Genomic DNA, 19373 nt, shown 5'->3' with positions numbered 1-19373 from the left:
GCGGTGGGCGTCCGGGCCGTGGTGACTGACTGTTTGCTCAGCTCAGCCGCCGGTGGTCGGTGTCGCGGCCGCCGTGGTGCGGTAGCAGTACATTCCGCCGGGGGACTTACGCGACGCGAACCGTTCCAGCCCCAGGTAGCGGGCGGCGTCGGCGACGGTCGTGTTGGTCTTCCACACGCAGACCGTGCCCACCCCCACCCTGTGCATGGCCCCGTCCACCTCGTAGATCGAGACTGGCTGGCCGTCGGCGAAGCGCGCCAGCAGCAGGCGGTCCTGGGAGAACTCCGTCTCCGGCCCGTAGTCGGTGAGGTAGAGGTCCCGGGGCAGGACCACCCGGACCTCCGTGGTGACCTGCGGAAGCGCCCGCATGATGGTCGACGGGGCGAGCACCAGACCCTCAGGGCGGTCCAGATTCTTGATCCAGAAAGAGACGTCCTTGCGGGTCTCCGGCATCCGCCAGGTCGGCTTCGTCTGCACGAGGTCGCCAGCCCACATCGGCTTGCCCTGAGTGTAGAAGGCGAAGACCAGGACGACGGGCAGCGCGAAGGCGAGGACCCGGTTCACCCGGGCGAGACCGGGTAGTCGGATCACCGCCAGGACACCGACGAGAGCCGGCACCGGCAGGATCCACGGAACCCGCCAGAACACCGCCGTCAGGCCGCTCACGTCACCGCCGAGCTTCAACAGGCCGGGAACCATCAGGGTCGTCACGGCCAGCGCCGCGCCAGCGGCGAGCTGCTGCGGAACCCCACGACGGAGCAGCAGGGGTGACCACCACACCGCGAGCCCACCGATGACGCCGAGCACGCCGAGCCACAGCGTCAGCTCGTAGATGGTCCGCAGGGGCAGCAGCGGGGAGTACGTCGCGGCGGCCTCCTCGACCCCACCGCGCAGGACCTGGACGAGCACGCCGGACAGCAGCGGGTAGAGCGAGGCGGCCGCGAAGCACAGGACGGCGTCCCGGACGCGCCGAGTGGCGAGCAGCGCCACGCCGGCCGCCGCCGCGAGCAGGGGCAGCAGGAAGACGGCGGTGGTGGTGTATCCGACGCTGGCTACCGACAGCAGCGCGAGCAGGACGAGAGCGCGGCGGGAACGGTGCTCCAGGTAGTCGGTGAGATACACCCACGCGAGCGGGATCAGGGCGTGGACGAAGACGCTCTTGCCCTGGGTCAGTCGGGGCAGGTGGTAGGTGTTCAGGGCATCGGCGTAGTAGGCGACGAGAAGGATGTAGGACACCGCCACGCCGAACACGACAAGCGGCCGCCGCGGCGCCCACCGCTGCACGAGGCGCCACAGCGCGAGGACCGCGAAGACGGCCAGCACCGGCAACAGGAGATACCACGTCGCCGACGCGGCGTGCACGTGCAGGACCCGGGCCAGCGCCCCGATGAACACCTCGAAGGACGGCAGTGGCGGATTCGCCGAGCCGCCGGGCAGAACGCCCTCGGTGAACAGGAAGTCCCGGAACGGGATCTCGTCGCGCTCGGCGACCCAGACGGACTTGCCGACGTAGAAGACATCGTCGAGCGACACCCGGCCGATGAGGGTGGCGAAGTACGCGGCGGCCAGCGAGACGGTGAGGACCACGTACGCCTGCGCCGGCGTGGTCCGGGCCTCCCGGACGGCGGACGCGGCGCCCGTGGCGGCCGTGCCCGCGCCGCCGGACAGGGCCAGCCAGGCCGAGACGACCGAGACCAGGCCGAGCACGGCCGCCAACCACCAGCTCAGCGTGCCGGTGCCGACGGCGGCGAACAGCGCCGCGGCGACCGCGGTGCCGACCGGCAGGACGTAGCGACGCAGCAGGGAGGACCGGTCGACGACGGTCACCTCGGCCGGCGCGGCCACCGTCTCGTCGTCGCGCGACACGACCGCGTCCCGCCGCCGGAACCTCCAGGCCACGTACGCGGCGACCGGCAGCAACACGAGCCAGGCGACGAAGACGATCGAGGGACGCAGGTTGAGACCGAGGTTGAGGTGGTAGAGCAGCGTCCAGATGGCGAAGCCGACCACCGCAGCGTCGGTGAACACGACGGGCGTGGCGGCCACTGCGGCGTTGAGCCGGCCGATCAGGCCGTGACCCCGTCCGGGCCGGCTGGGGCCGCCCACCCGGGCACCCGTACCGGGGAGGGTCTTCTGGTCGGCTGGCGCTGGCGCCACAACAGCGTCTTCGACTTTCGTCACGGGGCGTCCTTGTCGTCCGGCGGCGGATGTGAGGGCGAAAAACGGATGCCGGCTCGGTGACGGCCGGGTGTCAAGGGGGCAGCCTAGCGGAGGCGAGCGGCCCGCCAGGTCCCCGCTGCGGGTGGTGTCGCGGGCCCGGTCAGCCGGAGACCGGGGTCGCCCGCGGCAGCGGTACGACGCCGGTCGCGCCGAGTCCGACGGCCACCGATTCGACCAGGTTGTCCAGGTAGCTGTCGGTGAGCGGCAGCCGGGCGATGGCGAGTCGCCAGTAGAGCGGACCGACGATGAGGTCGACGGCGGCGTCCGGGTCGATGTCGGCGGGTAGCTCGCCGCGCTGCACGGCACGGGTGACCAGCCGACCGCCGATCTCCTGCTGACGGGCGCGCAGCACCTCCCGCAGGGTCTCGTCGATGGCCGGGGTGCGGGCGGCCTCGGCCAGCAGGTCGGGGATGATCTGCGACGCCAAGGGGTGGCGCAGCGCGTGCGCCACGGCCTGGAACAGCAGCGTGAGGTCGCCGCGCAGGGTGCCGGTGTCCAGCACCGGCAGCTTGCCGTGTGCCGCGGCGGCGACGATCTCCACCACCAGGTCGAGCTTCGAACTCCACCGCCGGTAGACCGCCGTCTTGCTGACACCGGCCCGTCGGGCCACCGCCTCGATGGAGAGCCGGCCGTAGCCGACCGCGGCGAGCTCCTGCATGAGCGCGCGCCGGATGGCCGTGGTGATCTCGTCGCGCAGCACCGCCGCGCCGGCCGGTACGCGCCTCTTCTCGGTCGTCACCAAGGACTCTTCTCGCAGGTCACGCCCGCTAGAGTAGCGCAACGACGGTACGGTTGCGTCCCGACGTGTTTCGGACTACTGTCCACGCAGCGACGAGGCGGCGTCCCGCGCACACTTCCCACTAGGATTCCATCGTCGCGAGCAACCCGTCTGCACGAAAGATCGGAGCGCCATTTCCATGGCCACCACCGCGCTGGTCGACCCCGACACGGGCCTGACCCAGGCGCAGCTGGCCGCTCGGCACGGGCTACGGGTCGCCGGTGAGCGACCCACCCTCGCCGAGTACAGCCGCCGACTCTGGGCCTACCGGCACTTCATCGCCGCGTACGCCAACGCCAAGCTGGTCGCCTCGTACAGCAACGCCAAGCTGGGCCAGCTCTGGCAGGTGCTCACCCCGCTGACCAACGCCGCGGTCTACTACCTGATCTTCGGGGTGGTGCTGGCACAGAACAGCATCCCGAACTTCATCGCGTACCTGACGACGGGGTTGTTCATCTTCAACTTCACCCAGAGCGCGGTCCTGGCCGGCACCCAGTCGATCAGCAGCAACCTCGGGCTGATCCGGGCGCTGCACTTCCCCCGGGCCAGCCTGCCGCTGTCCACCACCGTGACCCAGTTCCAGCAACTGCTGGCCTCGATGGTCGTGCTGGTCGGCATCGTGCTGGTCACCGGCGAGCCGATCACCTGGGACTGGCTGCTGCTGGCGCCGGCCCTGCTGTTGCAGGCGGTCTTCAACGCCGGCGTGGTGCTGCTGGTCGCCCGGCTGGGCTCCAAGGCCAGCGACCTCAAGCAGGTCATGCCGTTCGTCATGCGCACCTGGATGTACGGCTCCGGCGTCCTCTACAGCGTCAGCCTCTTCGAGCGGCTGCCCGGCTGGGCGACGACGGTGGTCCAGTTCAACCCGCTGCTGGTCTACATCGAGTTGGCCCGGTACGCGCTGCTCGAGCAGGCGCCACTGCTCAACGAGTCGCTGGCCCAGCTCTGGCTGGTCGCCGCCGGATGGGCGCTGGTGGCCGGCATCGGCGGCTACATCTACTTCTGGCGCGGCGAACAGGAGTACGGCCGTGGTTGATTCCCTGCCGGCCGCCGACGAGGCGACCGTCTCCCTGCCCGTGCTGACGTCGGAGCGGATCCCCACCGTGGTGGTGGACGACGCGCACATCATCTACCGGGTCCACCAGGGCGCGACAGGTGGCACCACCCCGGTTGCCGCGCTGCGGCGGCTGGTCAAGCGCACCAACGCGCCGAACGTGCGGGAGGTGCACGCGGTCAAGGGCGTGTCGTTCACCGCGTACCGGGGCGAGGCGATCGGGCTGATCGGCAGCAACGGCTCCGGTAAGTCCACGATCCTGCGGGCCATCGCCGGCCTGCTGCCGGTCAACCGGGGCGCGATCCACACCCAGGGGCAGCCGTCGCTGCTCGGTGTGAACGCGGCGCTGCTCAACGACCTCTCCGGTGAGCGCAACGTCGTCCTGGGGTGCCTGGCGATGGGCATGCACCCCGACGAGGTCGCCAAGCAGGCCGCGGGGATCATCGACTTCTCCGGCATCAACGAGCGGGGTGACTTCGCCAGCCTTCCGATGCGCACGTACTCGTCGGGCATGGCGGCCCGGCTGCGGTTCTCCATCGCCGCCGCCAAGAGGCACGACGTGCTGCTGATCGACGAGGCGCTCGCCACCGGCGACAAGGGCTTCCGCAAGCGCAGTGAGCAGCGCGTGCGCGAGCTGCGCGAGGGCGCCGGCACGGTGTTCCTGGTCAGCCACCAGCTCTCGTCCGTACGCGACACCTGCGAACGGACGATCTGGCTGGAATCGGGCGTCCTCCGGATGGACGGCCCCACCGACGAGGTCATCCGCGCATACGAGGCGTACGCGAACAGCAAGTAGAGTGCCGGCCAACCCCCGGCATCGACACGGCAACCAGGACCGCGTCGCCCGCGTTGGGGCGGCGCGGTCCGCGCGTTAAGGTTCATTCCGTCGCCGCTCGGGCGGAACTTTCCGTTAAGGCAACCCTGAGAGTGAGGATCCGGCAATGACGCAGGACCAGACCACTGGCCCGGACGCCGCAACGGAGACCCCCGCACCGTGGCGGCCCTCGCGGACAGTGGCCGTGGTGCTGGCCGGCGGCACCGGAACCCGGCTGGGTCTCGGCATCCCCAAGCAGCTTCTCAAGATCGCCGGTAAGCCGATCATCGAGCACACGCTGGCGGTCTTCGAGGCCGCTCCGGAGATCGACGAGATCATCGTGCTGATGGCCACCGGTCACGTCGAGGATGCCCAGCGGATCGTCGAGAAGGCCGGCCTGCGCAAGGTCACCAAGGTGATCGAGGGCGGCGACACCCGCAACGCGACCACCCGGATCGCGCTCGACGCCGTCGGCCCGGCCGACTGCAACATCCTCTTCCACGACGCCGTCCGTCCGCTGCTCAGCGGCCGGATCGTCCGCGAGTGCGTGAACGCGCTGTGGACGTACGACGCCGTCGACGTCGCCATCCCCTCCGCCGACACGATCATCCAGGTGGACGAGAACGACTGCATCACCGACATTCCGGTGCGCTCCCGGCTGCGCCGGGGACAGACCCCGCAGGCGTTCCGGTCCCCCACGATCCGTGAGGCGTACCGGATCGCCGAGAACGACCCCGACTTCGCCGCCACCGACGACTGCGGCGTGGTGCTGCGGTACCTGCCGGGCACGCCGATCAAGGTGATCGACGGCTCGGACGAGAACATCAAGGTCACCCACCCGGTCGACGTGCACCTGGCGGACAAGCTGTTCCAGCTCGCGGCGGCACAGGCGCCCCGGCTCACCGACCACCGCAGCTACAGCGAGGAGCTGACCGGCCGGACGATCGTGGTGTTCGGCGGCAGCTACGGGATCGGCCACGAGCTGACCGAGCTGGCGCGCCGCTACGGCGCGCAGGTGTTCCCGTTCAGCCGCTCCACCACCGGCACGCACGTCGAGCGCACCGAGGACGTCGAGGCCGCGCTGACGACCGCCTTCGAGGCCACCGGCCGCATCGACCACGTGGTGGTCACCGCCGGGATCCTGGAGAAGGGCGCCCTGGCCGAGATGGACGAGGACACCATGGACCGGGTGTTGCAGGTCAACTTCGTCGGTCCGGTGACCATCGCCCGGCAGGCCCTTCCGTACCTGCAACAGACCAAGGGCCAGCTCCTGCTCTACACCTCCAGCTCGTACACCCGGGGTCGGGCCCGCTACGCCCTCTACTCGTCCACCAAGGCCGCCCTGGTCAACCTGACGCAGGCGCTCGCCGACGAGTGGGCCGACGTCGGCGTGCGGGTCAACTGCATCAACCCGGAGCGGACCGCCACCCCCATGCGTACGCGGGCGTTCGGCGAGGAGCCCGAGCACACCCTGCTGGCCGCGGAGGCCGTCGCCCAGTCTTCGCTGGACGTGTTGATCTCCGACCTGACCGGTCAGGTCATCGACGTACGCCGGGCACCCGGTGACGGGCCGTCCGTGCCGGCGCAGTCCGGCCCGGACCGGTCCGAGACGCCGGCCGCAGCGTCCGCCAACTGACGCCGACGGCACCGCGACACCGACGGCGGCGAACGGAGCGACATGCGTGGTGACCTGGTCCGCAAGCTGGCCGCCCGGTGCCTGAGCACCGGGCTCGCCGTGCTGGCCTTCGTCGTGCTGGCCCTCACCGGCCTCACCGGGTGGGGCCTCGCGCTGGCCGTCGCCGCGCTGGCGGCGGCGGCCGTCGAGCAGCGGGTCCGGCCCGGCGCGGACCTGGTCGCCGAGACCGCGCTGATCGCCGCGGCGGTCCTCGTCGGCTACGCCCGTCGGCTCGACGACGGGTTCGATCCGGCGCTGGCCGCCACGGCCCTGGTCCTGCTGGGGCTGGTGCTGCTGGTGGGGCCGTTGCGCACCGCGGGCAACCTGGAGATCCGGGCGGCGAACCTGCCGGTACGCGCCTGGACTCCGCTGATCGCCGACCGACTCGGCGTCGCCCTGCTGGGGCTGCTCGCGGTCGTGGCGGTCGTCGCCACGCTGACCCTGCCGGCCGCCGTGGCGCTCGCCGCGAGCCTGCTGGTGGCCGCCGGCGCCGGGGCGGTCGCGCTGGACCTGGCCCGGCGGCGGTTCCGTCCCGCCGCCGGTGGTGGACAGGTGGCCCGCGCGCTACGCCGACACGAGCCGGAGTTCCTGCTCTACTTCTCCGCGCCACCCGGTTCGGAATACCAGGTCACCATGTGGCTGCCGTACCTGGAACGGATCGGCCGGCCCTTCCTGGTGTTGGTCCGCGAGCCGGAGTTCCTCGCGCCGATCGCTGCGGCCACCCACGCGCCGGTGGTCTACTGTCCCACCCTGCGGGCGATGGACGAGGCGCTGGTGCCGAGCCTGCGGGTGGCCTTCTACGTCAACCACGGGGCGAAGAACAGCCACTGCATCCGGTTCACCCAGCTCACCCATGTGCAACTGCACCACGGCGACAGCGACAAGGCGCCCAGCGCCAACCCGGTGTCGGGGATCTTCGACCGGATCTTCGTGGCCGGTCCGGCGGCGATCGACCGGTACGCCCGCGCCGGGGTGCAGATCCCGGCGGAGAAGTTCGTGGTGGTGGGCCGTCCCCAGGTCGAGTCGATCGAGGTACGCCAGGAGCCGGTGCGGGGTCTCGCCCACCCGACGGTGCTCTACACCCCGACCTGGACCGGGCACCACGCCAACGCCGACTACTGCTCGCTGCCGGTGGCCGAGGAACTGCTGCGGCGGTTGCTGAAGCGCGGCGCGACGGTGATCCTGCGGGCACACCCGTACACCACGCAGAACCCCGCATCGGCCCGCCACCTGGGCCGGCTCACCGAACTGCTGGCCGCCGACCGCGCCCGCACCGGCCGTCAGCACGTGTTCGGCGCGGCGGCCCGGGAGCTGAGCCTGACCGAGTGCGTCAACCGCTCGGACGCCCTGGTCTCCGACGTCTCCGGGGTGATCTCGGACTACCTCTACTCGGGCAAGCCGTACGCGGTCACCGACATGGGCGACGAGGGTGACCGGTTCGCCGAGCGCTTTCCACTGGCCGGGTCCGGCTACGTGCTACGCCGCGACATGTCCAACGTGGACGGCGTGCTCACGGCCCTGCTGGACACCGACCCACTGGCCGACGCGCGCTGGGCCACCCGCCGCCGCTACCTGGGTGACTTCCCCGCCGAGTCGTACGCCGAGGGGTTCCTGGCCGCCGCCCGCCGCGAGCTGACGTCGGCGCGGGAGCTGCCCACGCCCGCACCCGCTTAGCGGTACGGCTCCAGCAGCTCCAGCACGGCCGCCGGATCTTCCAGGTGGGCGTTGTGCCCGAGGCCGGGCAGCGTGACGACCGGCACGCCGTACTCCTTGAGCTGCGCGTCGGTGACCATCGGATCGTGCTCCCCGCGCGCCAGCACCACCGGCACGTCGGTGGCGGCCAACAGTGCGGCCAGGTCGGGCTCGCCGACGGCGAACGCGGTCATGTCCATCGCGAGCCGCCAGCGGCCGTCGACCTGACGCAGGCCGGCGTCCACCATCGGGTGGTCCGGTGCGACGAGGCCGGCGAGACCGGCAACCCGCAGGTAGCGGCGGGCGGCTTCGGTGCGGGTGGCGTACCAGCCCACCGGACGGGCCGCCAACTCCGCCGCACGGGTCAGCTCGGTGGGAGTCCAGACCGCTCTGATGCCCAACCCCACCACCGCGTCCACCGGCAGCCCGGCGGCGCGGGCCGCCAGCGCCAGGCCGACCACACCACCGAGCGAGTGTCCGAGCACGACGATGCGGTCGTCGGAGGTCAGGCCCTGCGCGACCCGCTGGGCGAAACCCTCGAAGGAGTACGACGACAGCGGCGCCGACCAGCCATGGCCGGCGAGGTCGGGCGCCAACCACCGCCCGGGCCAGTGCTGTTTCAGTAGTGGCGCCCAGGGCAGCCACACGTCACCCGTCGCCCCCATGCCGTGCAGCAGCAACAGGATCGGCTCACGGCCGACTTGACCACCCGGTTCTTCCGCCACGGCCGCAGTCTCCCACGGTTCGCCGCCCGGTACGAGAGCCGTCCAGCGGCGGTCCGGCCCGGCAACGCAGACGCCGCGGGCGCCGGTCCCTCGTGGGGACGCGGCACCCGCGGCGTCGTGGGGTGTCACGCCTGGATCAGGCGGAGTAGCCCCGGCTGGCGATCCAGTTGGCCAGGTCGATCGTGGTGATCCAGTACGCCGGGTCGGCCGGGTTCGCCGAGTCGGCGATCCGCACGGTCCGGCCGTTGTCCTTGTAGCCCACGACGGCGATGTAGTGCCCACCGCCGTAGGAGTGCCAGCCGCCGTCGCTGTCGGTGGCATCGCCGACGACGTTGGCCACCACGCCCCGGCCGTCGGTGATGGCCTTGACGACGTCGGCCGCAAGGCGGTCGATCTGGGCTGGGCTGGGCGCGCCCTCGAACATGCGGGTGCGGTACGGGGAGCCCTTCACCTCGGCGTTGAGCACCCGGGTGGTGTCCTCGGCCGAGTTGGTGCCCATCTCGGTGGTGCCCAGCTCGGCGCCCAGCTCCTCCTGCGTACGGTCGATGCCGCTGGCGCTCAGGGCGTTGCGGGTGGCCGCCGGGCCGCAGTTGTAGTACGTGTTCTGCGCCTCGTAGTCGTAGTCGAGCACCTTGGTCGCGGGCGGCTTCGGCGGCGTCGGCTTACGGGTGAGGTCCGGGTTGCTCGTGGCCTTCGCGGCGGGCGACGCGGCACTGGTGGCCGGGGCGGCGGAGCTCGGCGCGGCGCTCGCCGACGGGGCCGCGGACCGGACCTCGCCACGGGAGGCGACGGTCTCACTGCGCATCTCGGCGACCGCGGTCGGGGTGCGCTGGCCGGCGGGGGCGTCGGCGGCGCCGGCGACCAGGGCGCCGGTGGTGGTGGCGATCGCGAGGGCCGCGGCGGAGGCGGCGACGATCTGGTACGGGCGCTCGATCGCGAGACGACGGAGCTGACGCTTCAGGGTGTGCTTCACGAGGTCCTCCACGGTTCGGGGGGGTGAGCGGCACACCGGGCTCGACCGGTATCCGGGCAGGCGCCAGCGCGCGGGGCCGTGGCCCGCGGATGGTGGACCGCTCAGGGGAACGCCCGGCACGGCCGGGCGGGAAAGGCGGTGACCCGGGGGGTCAGCTCACCGTCACGAGGCGGATGAGCGGGGACACCGCGACGCCGTGGAGGCGGGGAAACAACGAAGGGGTCGAGGAGTGCTGCACGAGGATGAAACTCCTTCCGTCACCGCCTACCGGGTTAGCTGACGGATTCGGGCGGGAAGATCGCCCTACCGCGGGCCGTGGCTCGCGGATTCACCCCGGACTTACTGTGGGTCCCCGGTTCGTTGATCACGATTGAGCGGGTCGGCACGGCGTCGCCTCCTGCGATCGGTTACCGCACCGGACGGGACGACAGTACTGGCCGATGCGCACTCTGCCAAGCCGCTCCCACCTGCGTAAACATCGATTGGCCCGGCAATTTCTGCGCGTTTTACCGATGACGTGACTCGATGGGACAACCGGTTCCGGCGGCACCTGTGGGCGACAACCGGACAGGCCGCGACAACGCCGCCGCAATCGCGGGAACAATGGCCCCCGATGATGCCGGTCGCCCGATTTTGATTGCCGGTGACCCGCCTCACATAACGGATCGGGCTCAACCGGCCCGGGCCGGACGCCAGCGTGCCACGACGGCCGTACGCGACGCCCGCGTGGCCGTGCGCCGTGAGAGCGCCGGGCTCGGCCGCAACCGCACCGCCGCCGCGTACGCCTCCTCGGCGAGGGTGCGCGCCGACTCGGCCGCCAGCTCCGTGTCCCGCCAGGCCGACCGCTCCCGCTCCACGGCCGCCCGGTGGTCGGCCAGCCTCGCGTGACGGACCGCCCGGATGAGCAGCACCTCCTGCTCGACCGGGTGCCGACGGGGGTCCCAGCCGCGCCGGTGCCCGAACACGTCACCGAGCTGAGCCATGGTCAGCTCCCCGCGCCAGTGGGCAGCCATCGCGGCACGGTGCAGATAGCGCTCCCGGGCCGCGTACTCGCCGGGGGTGCGCGGGGGGTGCGCGGAGTCGGCAACGCCCCGGCATGAGCACGTAAGCGATGGGATGCCGCACGGCGAGGGTGCGGGCGGTGTGTCGTCAGGTGCGGTGGCGGGCGCTCGGCCCGGCGGCGCTGCCCGAGGTGGACCCGGTGGCCGGTGTGGCTCGGCACTCGGCGCTCGCCGGATGGCGTGTGCCCGGTGTGTGACCCGTTAGGCCGGCGGCGCTCGGGGAGCCCGGCTGGTCGAGCCGGCGGCTCCGAGCAACCGCTCCGAGCCCATGGGTGCCGGGGTCACGGCCGTCGGCGGGCCACGCAGGACGCCCGGAGCACCGTGCAGCGCGGGCTGCGCGTCGACGGACCGCGCCGAGGGCGAGAGAGAGCACGGCGAGGCTGGTCAGCACCCGGGCCGCCCAGCGCGCCACCCACCACAGGGGACAGGTGCTCAATCGTTGATGTAGTGGCCTCGGTCGACAGACGACACCACTACAACCAGGATCGAGCGGGATCTTGCGCGGCACCATTGACTGCGCCGCCGCCCGCCGCACGGCCGCCGATCTCGGCACCGCCGGCCGTACCGTCCCCGGCATCACCAGCCTTGACCTCGGAGGCGCGCTGATGGGGGACGAGCGGCGCTCGGGCCGGGCGACGCGGCGCGAGCCGGCGCATCATCGGCGTCTCGACGTAGCGGTGCAACAACCCGGCGAGCATTAGGTTCACGAGCAGGAACCCGAGCACCACCGCAGGGCCCTGCCAGCCCTCGAAACCGGTCCCCCAGTCACCGCTGAGCCGCAGCACGCTGGTCATCACCAGCACGTGCACCAGGTAGAAGGCGAAGGAGACCTCGCCGAGCCAGACCAGCGGGCGCGAGCGCCACGGTGAGGGCTGGTCCCGCACGTCGGCGTCGGCGGCGGCGGCGATCACCAACAGGTACGCGACGGCGAGCAGGGTCGTCCACAACTCGGCGCGGATCCACTGCCCGGCAGCCACCCAGGTGCCCACGAAGATCGCGGTGGCGGCCGTCAGTCCCGGTCCGCGCCACAGACCCCGGAGCATCAGCTCGGCAGCCACCGCGCCCAGCCAGAACTCCAGGGACCGCACCGGCGGGAAGATCTGGGTGAACCACCAGCGGCTCGCCTCGGGCACCAGGTGCTGCGCCGGCCAGAGCGCGAGGATCAGCAGCGGCAGCGCGACGACAAGCGTCCAGAGCACCGCGGGTCGCGCCCGGCGCAGCAGGGGCAGCGCCAGCGGAAGACAGAGATAGAAGAAGAACTCGCAGGACAGCGACCAGCTCACCGTGTTGACGCTGTAGAACCAGCCCAGCCGGGGGTCCCAGGCCTGCAACAGCAGCAGGTTCTCCACGGCGACGGCCGGCAGGACGGGATCGGCGAACCACCAGGCGGCCAGCAGCGCGACGGCCCACAGCACCAGGTGGTTCGGGTAGATCTTCGCGACGCGGCGACGCCAGAAGGTCAGCCGCGAGTCGCCCGGGCGGGCCGACCAGACCAGCACGAAGCCGCTGAGGATGAAGAAGAACTGCACACCCGACAGGCCGAGGGTGAAGAGGGCGTCGACGACGGCCTTGTAGTCCGGCTCGGCGATGATCCGCATCGTCCCGGCGTGGAACCCGAAGACCAGCAGAGCGGCGATCCACCGCAGCCCGGTCAGTGAGGGCAACCGGGCGGGGGCGGGCGGCGCGGCCGGCGCGTCGGCGGTGCTCGTCATGCCGGCGTCCCGACGCTCCGCAGGGTCACCAGCACGTACGTCTCCTCCTCGGCCCGCGGCGTCGGACGACGCGACGGCGACGCCCGCGACGGCCCGGCAGGACCGCACCGAGGCACCCTACCGGGTCACTCCCGGGTGAACCGGGCGGCCGTTGTTAACCTTCCGCTTCGCGGGTGTTCAGGGAGTCCACCATCCTCGGCCACGTGTGGTTCCGGGGCTGGCCATCCACGTCGTCAAAGGTGGCGACGTGGTCAATGAGCCGACGCACGCGCCGCTGCTGAGCATCGTCGTGCCTGTCTACGGCGTCGAGGCGTACCTGTACCAGTGCCTCGAGTCGATTCGGGCGGACATCCCAGCGGGCGAGTCGGAGGCGGTCGAGCTGATCGCCGTGGACGACGCCTCCCCGGACGGCTGCGGCGCGATGCTGCGGTCCTACGCCGCCGGGCGCGACACCGTCCGCGTCGTACACCTGGAAAAGAACGTTGGTCTGGGCCTGGCCCGCAACGCGGGCCTCGACGTGGCCACCGGCGAGTACGTCTGGTTCGTCGACAGCGACGACTGGTTGCCCCCGGGCACGATCGCGGCGGTGCTGGACCGGCTGCGCGAACACCAGCCCGACGTGCTGATGCTGGACCACCTGCGGGTGCACGAGGACGGCCGGCGGAAGGTCGACGCGAGCAGCCACCTGCTGCGCGGGGTGCCGGGCGTGGCCCGCCTGGCCGACCAGCCGCAACTGCTGCGGGTGCAGCACACCGCGTGGAACAAGGTGGTACGCCGGGCCTTCCTCGACGAGCTGGAGCTGCGCTTCTTCCCCGGCTGGTACGAGGACATCCCCTTCAGCCACCCGCTGCTGATCGGCGCGGAGAAGATCTCGGTGCTGGACCGGGTCTGCTACCTGTACCGGCAGGGCCGCCAGGGCGCGATCACCTCCACCCGCAGCGGCCGGCACTTCGACGCGTTCGGCCAGTACGAGCGGCTGATGGAGTGGGTCGCCCGCCGGCACCCGGTCGAGGGCCTGCGGGCCGAGCTGTTCCAACTGATGATCAGCCACTACCTGGTGGTGGTCGGCAACGACGACCGGCTGCACCCGCACCTGCGGCGCGCCTTCTTCCACCGGGTGACCGAGCACTACCGCCGATACCTGCCCACCGGGGGCTATCCGATGCCGTCGGGCGTCACCGGGCTGAAGCACCGCCTGGTCGGGCGCGGTGACTGGCTGACGTACTCGGCGCTGCGGCAGGCGCATCGGGTCACGGGTCGGTGGCGCCGGCCCAGCCCGGCCGGTGGCGCCGACTCGTCGACGGCCGACGACCCCTCCCGACCGGCGGCGTCGGTGAGCAGGCCGGAGGCCGGGCACACCGCCGGCCTGCCGGGACGGTCGGACGCGCTGGCCGGCGGCCGCCTGCCGTGACCCGTCGGGGCGCACCGGCACGCCGCGAGCCGGCACCGGAGCATTTCAGGTCGTCTGCCCGTCGGGTGGACGACGACAGCACCACCGCACCCCGGTGCGGGCGTAGGGAACAGAGGTCGGGATGACGGCGACAATCAAGATCGGACCGCACGCGGTCGGTGCCGGGGAGCGACCCTTCGTGGTCGCCGAGATGTCCGGTAACCACAACGGTGACCTGGACCGGGCGCTGGCCATCGTGGACGCGGTCGCCGAGAGCGGTGCACACGCGCTCAAGCTGCAGACGTACCGGCCGGACACGATCACGATCGACGTCGACACCCCGGCCTTTCGCATCTCCGGCGGGCACGAGCTGTGGGGCGGGGAGAACCTGTACCGCCTCTACGAGCGGGCGCACACCCCGTACGAGTGGCACGCCCCGATCTTCGCGCGGGCCCGCGAGCGCGGGCTGACGGTCTTCTCGTCACCGTTCGACGCGACCGCCGTGGAGCTGCTGGAGTCGCTGGACGCCCCGGCGTACAAGATCGCGTCGTCGGAGTTGGTGGACCTGCCGCTGATCCGGCTGGTGGCCAGCACCGGCAAGCCGATAGTGATCTCGACCGGGATGGCGACGGTGGCCGAGATCGACGCCGCCATACGGACCGCCCGCGACGGTGGCGCGGCGGGCATCGTCCTGCTGGCCTGTACCGCGTCCTATCCGGCGCCGCCCGCCGACAGCAACCTGCGCCGGCTGCCGGTGCTGGCTGGCGCCTTCGACGTGCCGGTCGGGCTGTCCGACCACACGCCCGGCATCGGCGTGGCGGTCGCCTCGGTGGCGCTGGGTGCCTGCTTCATCGAGAAGCACGTGACCCTCGACCGAGCCGACGGCGGCGTGGACTCGGACTTCTCGCTGAACCCGGCGGAGTTGACGGCGCTGGTCGACGAGTCGGGCCGGGCGTACGCGGCGCTGGGCGGCACCGCGATCGGCCCGACGCCGGTCGAGCGGGAGGGGCTGCGGTTCCGTCGTTCGCTGTTCGTGGTCGAGGACGTCCGGGCCGGCGAGACGGTGACGGCGCAGAACGTCCGGTCGATCCGGCCGGCTGGTGGACTGGCCCCGGTCGAGATCGACAACGTGCGGGGCCGCACCTTCACCAGCGACGTTCCGCGCGGCACCCCGCTGAGCTGGGATCTGATCTGACCGACCCGACCCAACCCGACCCAACCCGACCCAACCCGGCTCAGCTCACCCCCTGTGGCTGGGCTGGTCCGGAGCACGCCGTGCTGGTGGACGGCGATTGGGCTGAGCCGGGCTGGGGTTGAGCTGGCTGGGCTGATGCCGGACGGGGCTGGCCTGCGCCGCACATGACGAGCGGCCACGGGTCTCGCCCGGCACCACCCTGTTCGCGTCCTGTCGAGCTGCCCCGGATGTGGGGCATGGCGCGTGCCCCCGGCACTGCCCCACATCCGGGGCAGCTCCACAGGCACACACCGACACCTGCGGCGTCCACCGGCGCGCCCCGACAGCTCCGGCGCGCCCCAACTGTCAGGCGCGGTCGGTTGGTCCGGCGGACTGCCGGGGGGCGAAGCCGACGGTGACCACCAGGTCGGCGACGCGCAGGGTGCGCCAGAGGATGGCGCCGTCCGCCGGAGTGCCCAGCCCGTGCCGGCGCCACCATGTCGCGATCGGCACGTCGGCCAACTTGCAGCAGCACTCGGCCCGGGTCCACCGGGCCCAGAAGTCACCCGCGCCGAAGCGCCGGGCCAGCGCCGGGGGCACCGGGGCGTCGGCGCGCTCCGCGTCGATGGCGGCTCGCCAGCCAGGCACTGGCGGGCCGTACCAGCCGACGCAGCGTTTGTCGTCGAGATGGCTGCGGGTCGTCGCGTCGGCCAACTCGGCGGGCGTACCGATCCGTAGCTGCCGTTCGGCGCTGGCGAGCAGGCCCGGCACCGGGCGTGCCGACGGCGGCGCGGCCGGGCCGGCGTCGACCAGGCCGTGCGCCGCCGGCAGTACCGGCCGCAGGTCAGATGGAGGCGGCACCGTCCACCACGATGACCTGGCCGTTGATGTTGGTGTGCTCGCGCAGCAGCATCCGCACCACCGGTACGACCTCCTCCGGCTCCGTCAGGTGGCCGGTCGGGGTGCGGCGCACGATCTGGTCGAGCTGGGTCGGGCCGAGCACGGCGGACATCTCCGAGGCGAAGAAGCCGGGCGCGACCGCGTTGACGAGCATCCGGCCGCCGAGCTCGCGGGCGAGGGAGCGGGTGGCGGCGTCCATGCCGCCCTTGGTGGCCGAGTACGCGACCAGGCCCGGAAAACCACGCTGCGCGCAGATCGAGGTGACGTTGACGATCCGGCCCCGCAGCCCCTTGCCGAGCATCCGACGGATCACCAGCCGGGTCAGTTGCAGCGGCGCGGTCAGGTTGGTCTCGATGATCCGGGCGATGTCGTCGGTGGCGGTGTGCACGTGCAGGGAGTCCTGTCCGACGGCGGCGTTGTTGACGAGGCCGTCGATCGGGCCGAGACGCTGCTCCACCTCGCGGACGAAGCCCTGCGCGGCGCGCAGGTCGGTGACGTCGACCGAACCGACGTACACCCGGTCGGGGTACTCGGCGGCGAGCTTCTCCAACTCGGGGGTGACGGTACGGGCGAACGCGGCCACCCGTACGCCGGCGTCGAGAAGGCCGGTGACGATGGCCAGGCCGAGCCCCCGGGAACCGCCGGAGACGAGGACCACGGAGCTGGGTGGGACGAGCTGGGTGTCGGCGGGATCAGACATCGCTCTTCAGGGTCTCCTTGACGGGAATCTCGGTCAGCACACGGATCCGGCGGGGCACGGCGTGCTCGGGCAGCCGGTCGCCACACCAGCGGACCAGCGCGGCCTCGTCGGGCAGCGGGGCGTCCACATGCTCGGCGGGACCGCCGGTCCGGGCCAGGGCCGCGTCGACTGAACCGCCGGCGGGCGCGAGGACCACGTCGGCGACGACCATCCGGCCGAGCACCGGGGCGCGACGGCCGGTGACCCGCGCCCAGGCCACGCCGGGATGTTGGGTCAGCACGCTACGGACCACACCGGCGGAGACCTTGCTCCCGCCGACGTTGATCTCGTCAAAGTCCAGCCGTCCGGTGATCAGCACCCGCCCGTCGACCACCTGCACCCGGTCCCCGGTGCGGACCGGGCCCGACAACCCGACCCCGTGGTACGGAGAGGTGACGACCAGCTCGTCGTCGTGCACCGACAGAGTCGGCCGGCCCGGGGCCTGTCGGTCCAGCCACTCGACCGGGAACCCGGCCCGCCCGTCGTGCACCACGATGGACGCGCCCACCTCGGAGGACGCGTAGATCCAGGAAATCCGCGCGGTGGGAAAGACCTCGCGAAGCTGGTCCAGGATCGCCTGGTCCACGGGCTCACCACCGAGGGTGATCTGACGCAGCGGCACCCGGGCGAGCGCGGCGGCGTCCCGGTAGAGGGTGCGCCGCCAGAAGGTGGGCGTGCCGGACGCGGCGTCGACCCCGTGCGCGGCGGCGACCACCGGCCAGTCGTCCAGCTCGTCCGGGTCGACCACCACCAGGTGCTGACCGGGCTGGGTCAGCGACAGGGTCACGACCTGCCACCAGGCGTACGTGCCGGGAGCGTAGGGGCACAGCCAGGTCCGATCGGGCTGGTCCGCCCGCACGGTGGTCAACGTGTCGAGGGTGTGCCCGACGCGCTTGGGGCGGCCCGTCGAGCCGGACGTCAGCAGCCACAGCCGGCCGGGTTCGGCCGCGCGCGGTCGGGCGGGTGCGCCGGGGTGCGCGCCGTCGTCGTCGACGACCGTCACGGTGAACCCGGCGTCGTGCAGCTCCGCGCGCATCGTCGCGTCCACCCTAATCGCGGTGCTGAGCAGCAGCTCGATGCCGTGCACGGCGTGCTGCCGCGCGGTGGCGAGCGCGTGCCGGGCCGAGCGCACCAACACCGCGGCGGGGTTGGGCAGCTCCGGCGACGGCAACGTCCGCCAGGTCAGCGGGGCGCCGCCCACGACGAGCCGGTTGTCGACGCCGGCCGGTTCCGGGCCTGCGTCCGCCGGGCGGGGTGTCGCGACGGTCACTGCTGCTGGAGCTCGACGAGGAAGTCGAGGACGTCGCCGACGGTGGCGATGCGGCGCAGGCCGGGAGCATCGAAGTTGAGTTCCTCCCCCGTCTCGTCCTCGACCCGCAGGGCCAGCTCGGAGAAGTCCAGCGAGCGGAAGCCGACGTCCCGCAGCTGCGCCGCGTCGTCGGCGGGCAACTCCTTGTCCTGGTTCTTGAGCACCTGCGCCATGAGGTCGCGGATCTGCGCGCGACTCAATTCGTTCATGCGCCGGAGTCTACAACCCAACGAATGGATAACTGCTTTCCCGGTAGGCCCGGGTAAGGTGCCGGGACCGGATGTGAACAGACAGGAAAGCGGGAGCACGTGCTACGCGAAGCGACGGCGGACGACGTTCATCTGATGTTGTCCTGGCGTAATCAGGAAACCAACCGTCAGGTCAGCAAGAGCAGCCACGAAATCACCGCCGAGGAGCACGCCCGGTGGTGGTCGGCGGTGCGCGACGACCCGACGCGGCGCGTCCTGGTGTACGTCCACGACGGCCGGCCCTGCGGTGTCGTCACCTTCTTCGACCTGCGGCTGGACGGTCCGCGTACGGGCGCGTGGGGCTTCTACCTGGACGCGGACGGGCTGGCCGAGCGGGGCGCGACGCTGCCGGCCTGGCTCGGGGTCATGCGGGAGGCCGTGGAGTACGCCTTCGATGGACTGCACCTGGCGCGGCTCGACGGGGAGGTGCTGGCGCACAACACCGTCGTGCGGCAGATGAACCGGCGTTTCCGATTCGTCGAGGGCACGCCGCGACAGGAGCTTTCCGACGGTCGGGAAATTACCGTCATCCCGATTTCCATGGCCCGCGAGGAGTACGTATTCAGCTTGAGTTGATCGGCTGAGCGGGGCTGCGGTCTACTGTGGTGGCTGTGGCTGGCATGATCTTGGCTGTGCAGCCGGAACCGCAGCTTCCCTCGGTTGAGCAGCTTGTGGCGGTGGTGGCTGAGCTGCGGGCCGAGGTTGAGCGGTTGCGGGCCGAGGTTGAGCGGCTGCGGGTGGACAACGAGCAGTTGCGGGCGGACAACGCGCGGCTGGGGGGCGAGAATGCTGAGCTGCGGCGTCGGCTGGGGTTGAACTCGTCGAACTCCTCCAAACCTCCGTCGTCGGACGGGCTTGCCCGGCCGGGCCCGGTGTTGGGCAAGGGTAAGGGCAGTGGCCGGCGGCGGGGTA

The 19373-nt window shown here is 71.8% G+C and carries 18 protein-coding genes and 1 riboswitch; of the genes, 8 read left to right on the top strand and 10 right to left on the bottom strand.

What is annotated here, in order from left to right:
- Window positions 1-42 precede the first annotated feature (42 nt).
- Both ACLQ24_RS17370 and ACLQ24_RS17365 read right to left on the bottom strand, forming a co-directional pair.
- Window positions 43-2181 carry a DUF6077 domain-containing protein gene (locus ACLQ24_RS17370; RefSeq protein ID WP_425892773.1) on the bottom strand — a complete coding sequence of 713 codons (2139 nt, stop codon included), beginning with the start codon at window positions 2179-2181 and terminating at the stop codon, window positions 43-45.
- Between the two features lie 139 nt (window positions 2182-2320).
- The gene (locus ACLQ24_RS17365) at window positions 2321-2920 is read right to left on the bottom strand and encodes a TetR/AcrR family transcriptional regulator (protein WP_425892785.1); all 600 of its coding nucleotides are present in this window, start codon (window positions 2918-2920) and stop codon (window positions 2321-2323) included.
- Between the two features lie 217 nt (window positions 2921-3137).
- Here ACLQ24_RS17365 and ACLQ24_RS17360 point away from each other — a divergent pair, with 217 nt between their 5' ends.
- The 4 genes from ACLQ24_RS17360 to ACLQ24_RS17345 all read left to right on the top strand — a co-directional run bounded on the left by ACLQ24_RS17360 (window position 3138) and on the right by ACLQ24_RS17345 (window position 8212).
- A complete protein-coding gene (locus ACLQ24_RS17360; protein WP_425892772.1) occupies window positions 3138-4031 on the top strand; it encodes an ABC transporter permease in 894 nt (297 codons plus the stop codon).
- Complete coding sequence (locus ACLQ24_RS17355) at window positions 4024-4845, top strand: ABC transporter ATP-binding protein (protein WP_425892771.1); 822 nt, start codon at window positions 4024-4026, stop codon at window positions 4843-4845. Before ACLQ24_RS17360 ends, ACLQ24_RS17355 begins: the two co-directional genes overlap by 8 nt.
- 145 nt (window positions 4846-4990) lie before the next feature.
- Window positions 4991-6499: a D-ribitol-5-phosphate cytidylyltransferase gene (locus ACLQ24_RS17350; RefSeq protein ID WP_425892770.1), complete on the top strand. Its 1509-nt coding sequence runs from the start codon at window positions 4991-4993 to the stop codon at window positions 6497-6499.
- Window positions 6500-6541: 42 nt separating this feature from the next.
- Window positions 6542-8212, top strand: a complete 1671-nt coding sequence (locus tag ACLQ24_RS17345) for a CDP-glycerol glycerophosphotransferase family protein (RefSeq protein WP_425892769.1) — start codon at window positions 6542-6544, stop codon at window positions 8210-8212.
- Here the strand turns inward: ACLQ24_RS17345 and ACLQ24_RS17340 are convergent.
- The 4 genes from ACLQ24_RS17340 to ACLQ24_RS17325 form a co-directional block, all read right to left on the bottom strand.
- Window positions 8209-8955: an alpha/beta fold hydrolase gene (locus tag ACLQ24_RS17340; RefSeq protein WP_425892768.1), complete on the bottom strand. Its 747-nt coding sequence runs from the start codon at window positions 8953-8955 to the stop codon at window positions 8209-8211. The genes ACLQ24_RS17345 and ACLQ24_RS17340 overlap by 4 nt on opposite strands.
- Before the next feature lie 136 nt (window positions 8956-9091).
- Window positions 9092-9940, bottom strand: coding sequence for a C39 family peptidase (locus ACLQ24_RS17335; RefSeq protein WP_425892767.1), 849 nt, complete (start codon window positions 9938-9940; stop codon window positions 9092-9094).
- 234 nt (window positions 9941-10174) lie between these two features.
- Window positions 10175-10315: riboswitch (cyclic di-AMP (ydaO/yuaA leader) on the bottom strand.
- Window positions 10316-10599: 284 nt separating this feature from the next.
- On the bottom strand, window positions 10600-10941 hold the full coding sequence (locus ACLQ24_RS17330; RefSeq protein ID WP_425892766.1) for a hypothetical protein: 342 nt from the start codon (window positions 10939-10941) through the stop codon (window positions 10600-10602).
- A 521-nt stretch (window positions 10942-11462) separates the two neighbouring features.
- Complete coding sequence (locus ACLQ24_RS17325) at window positions 11463-12701, bottom strand: acyltransferase family protein (protein ID WP_425892765.1); 1239 nt, start codon at window positions 12699-12701, stop codon at window positions 11463-11465.
- Between the two features lie 247 nt (window positions 12702-12948).
- Between ACLQ24_RS17325 and ACLQ24_RS17320 the strand changes: the two genes are divergently transcribed.
- Together ACLQ24_RS17320 and pseI are read left to right on the top strand one after the other, a co-directional pair.
- Entirely contained in the window at window positions 12949-14112 is a 1164-nt protein-coding gene (locus ACLQ24_RS17320) for a glycosyltransferase family 2 protein (RefSeq protein WP_425892764.1), read from the top strand.
- 121 nt (window positions 14113-14233) lie between these two features.
- Window positions 14234-15286 carry a pseudaminic acid synthase gene (gene pseI / locus ACLQ24_RS17315; protein WP_425892763.1) on the top strand — a complete coding sequence of 351 codons (1053 nt, stop codon included), beginning with the start codon at window positions 14234-14236 and terminating at the stop codon, window positions 15284-15286.
- A 345-nt stretch (window positions 15287-15631) separates the two neighbouring features.
- Here pseI and ACLQ24_RS17310 read toward each other — a convergent pair whose 3' ends face one another.
- The 4 genes from ACLQ24_RS17310 to ACLQ24_RS17295 are packed head-to-tail and all read right to left on the bottom strand — an operon-like array spanning window position 15632 to window position 18422.
- Complete coding sequence (locus tag ACLQ24_RS17310) at window positions 15632-16126, bottom strand: hypothetical protein (RefSeq protein WP_425892762.1); 495 nt, start codon at window positions 16124-16126, stop codon at window positions 15632-15634.
- A complete protein-coding gene (locus ACLQ24_RS17305; RefSeq protein WP_425892761.1) occupies window positions 16110-16865 on the bottom strand; it encodes an SDR family NAD(P)-dependent oxidoreductase in 756 nt (251 codons plus the stop codon). Before ACLQ24_RS17305 ends, ACLQ24_RS17310 begins: the two co-directional genes overlap by 17 nt.
- Entirely contained in the window at window positions 16858-18174 is a 1317-nt protein-coding gene (locus ACLQ24_RS17300; protein WP_425892760.1) for an AMP-binding protein, read from the bottom strand. The genes ACLQ24_RS17305 and ACLQ24_RS17300 overlap by 8 nt, the downstream gene beginning before the upstream one ends.
- Window positions 18171-18422 (bottom strand): phosphopantetheine-binding protein, encoded by a 252-nt coding sequence (locus ACLQ24_RS17295; RefSeq protein WP_425892759.1) that lies wholly within the window; start codon window positions 18420-18422, stop codon window positions 18171-18173. Before ACLQ24_RS17295 ends, ACLQ24_RS17300 begins: the two co-directional genes overlap by 4 nt.
- A 99-nt stretch (window positions 18423-18521) precedes the next feature.
- Between ACLQ24_RS17295 and ACLQ24_RS17290 the strand changes: the two genes are divergently transcribed.
- Window positions 18522-19037, top strand: a complete 516-nt coding sequence (locus ACLQ24_RS17290; protein ID WP_425892758.1) for a GNAT family N-acetyltransferase — start codon at window positions 18522-18524, stop codon at window positions 19035-19037.
- A gap of 56 nt (window positions 19038-19093) precedes the next feature.
- A partial coding sequence (locus ACLQ24_RS17285) for a DUF6444 domain-containing protein (RefSeq protein ID WP_425892757.1) occupies window positions 19094-19373 on the top strand: 280 nt, incomplete at its 3' end.

It is taken from the genome of Micromonospora sp. DT4 (assembly GCF_049841675.1).
GTDB lineage: Bacteria > Actinomycetota > Actinomycetes > Mycobacteriales > Micromonosporaceae > Micromonospora.
This window is presented reverse-complemented; position numbering and strand designations above follow the sequence as displayed.